A 1,763-nucleotide genomic window follows, 5' to 3' on the forward strand; every position below is an offset into this window, starting at 1 on the left:
GCGCTGACGCCCGACGCCGAGCGCCTGCGCTGGTTCCCGCTGCCCGGCGATCCCGCGCCGGTCGACTGAAGGAGGGGCCGTGATGCCCGAGGTGCAGGGACAGCTGCTGCGGATCTACGTGGACGAGGGCGCCAAGCACGACGGCAAGCTGGTGCACGAGGCCGTCGTGCGACTCTGCCTGAAGGAGGGGCTGGCCGGCGCCACCGTCCTGCGGGGCATCGCGGGCTTCGGCGCGCGGCACCGCCTGCACAAGGCGGGCATCGAGCGCTTCAGCGCCGACCTGCCGGTGGTGGTCGAGATCGTCGACACCGTCGACAAGATCGAGTGCCTGCTGCCGCTGCTCCGGGAGATGACGGGCGACGGCCTGATCACGCTCGAACAGGTGCGCATCATCGCAGCCCCGCCCGCCGATCACCCCGCCTGAACCCCACGAGAAAGCCCCGCCCCCCGGAGCGGGGCGGGGCTCTCGCGATCATCGCGCCGCAGATCAGCGCAGGTAGACGACCTTGCCGCTGGCGGTGCGCACCCCGTCGTCCCACTTCAGCAGGTAGACGCCGTCGGCCACGTCCTGGCCGCGCCCGTCGCGCCCGTCCCAGCCGGCCGTGACGGTCCCGTCGGAGCCGGATGTGGCCTGCAGCAGCCGGACCGTGTGGCCCCGCGCGTCGAAGACCAGCAGGCGGCCGGTCGCGCCCTCGACGCCGCGCGCCTTGATGGTCGCGGTGGCGCCCCGCCGCAGCGGCGACGGGTAGATCTCCAGACGCCCGGAGCCCGTGTCCAGCTGCAGGTCGACCACGCCGGTGGTGCCGGGATGGTAGCCGTGCGGGCCGGGGCCGGCCGGCACCACGCCGTGGCAGACGGTGCAGTCGCGCAGCGTGCCCGCGTGGCCCTGCAGGTCGATGTTGTTGATGTTGTCCGCGGCCTCGCGGCTCGGGAAGATGGCGTGGGGGGAGCCGTGGCAGGCGGAGCACATCAGCCCGCCGTGCCCGGTGCTGAAGCGGTAGAGCTGGCCCACCGGCTCCCCGTACTGGGGGGTGTGGCAGGTGCGGCAGGCGGGCTCGTTCAGCCAGGGGATGCGCCCACCGTTCTCGATCGAGCCGGCGACCTGCTGCAGGTCGCCGTGGCAATCCTGGCAGACCATGCCGAAGTCCGTGGCCATGGTCCCGCGCAGGCACTGGGTCTGCGGCCCGGGGTGGCACATGTTGCAGCCCGCGGGACCGGGCATCTCCTCGTCGAGGAACTTGTGCTGGTCGTGCATGCGGAAGGACAGGAAGCCGGCCTCCGGGATGCCCGTGGTGCCGAGCGCCGGGCTGGCGTGGCAGCCCGCGCAGAGGACCGGCCGCGCGTTCGGGTCGAAGCCCGCCTCGCGCTCGTGCCCGTTGAGGATCGCCTGCTCGCTGGAGTGGCAGCCCGCGGTGACGCAGTTCATCTCGACCGAGACCGGGATCACCGGCCGGCTGCGCGCCAGTTCCACGCCCTGCAGGTCGCGCGCGATCACCAGGGCGTTCTGGTAGGGGGCTTCGACCGTCGGCGCCGCGTCGGTGTACGGCGTGACCGGGATGCCCTCGGCCTTGAAGTGGTCGCCCGCGGGATCGAAGGCGCCGGTGAGGCCCTTGCCGGTCAGCCCCACGTTCGGCGGCAGGTCGACGCCGAACAGGGCCTGGTCGTAGGTCCAGAAATCCGTCTTGCCCACGGAGTAGGTGTTCCCGGGCACCGAGTACTCGAGCGTCACGCCCGTGGTCACCAACTGCGGCAGGTGGGACGCA

At 72.5% G+C, this 1,763-nt stretch carries 2 protein-coding genes; one reads left to right on the forward strand and one right to left on the reverse strand.

Annotation, left to right across the window (positions count from 1 at the left end; all coding sequences use genetic code 11):
* Positions 1-82: 82 nt before the first annotated feature.
* On the forward strand, positions 83-424 hold the full coding sequence (locus Q7W29_04845) for a DUF190 domain-containing protein (GenBank protein ID MDO9171142.1): 342 nt from the start codon (positions 83-85) through the stop codon (positions 422-424).
* Positions 425-487: 63 nt separating this feature from the next.
* Here Q7W29_04845 and Q7W29_04850 read toward each other — a convergent pair.
* A partial coding sequence (locus tag Q7W29_04850) for a FlgD immunoglobulin-like domain containing protein (protein ID MDO9171143.1) occupies positions 488-1,763 on the reverse strand: 1,276 nt, incomplete at its 5' end.

The organism is bacterium, from assembly GCA_030654305.1.
Taxonomy (GTDB): Bacteria; Krumholzibacteriota; Krumholzibacteriia; order LZORAL124-64-63; family LZORAL124-64-63; genus PNOJ01.

Bases quoted from the DNA above. Each gene is read 5' to 3' on its own strand.
- Q7W29_04845 (MDO9171142.1), top strand. From the start codon at position 83: ATGCCCGAGGTGCAGGGACAGCTGCTGCGGATCTACGTGGACGAGGGC.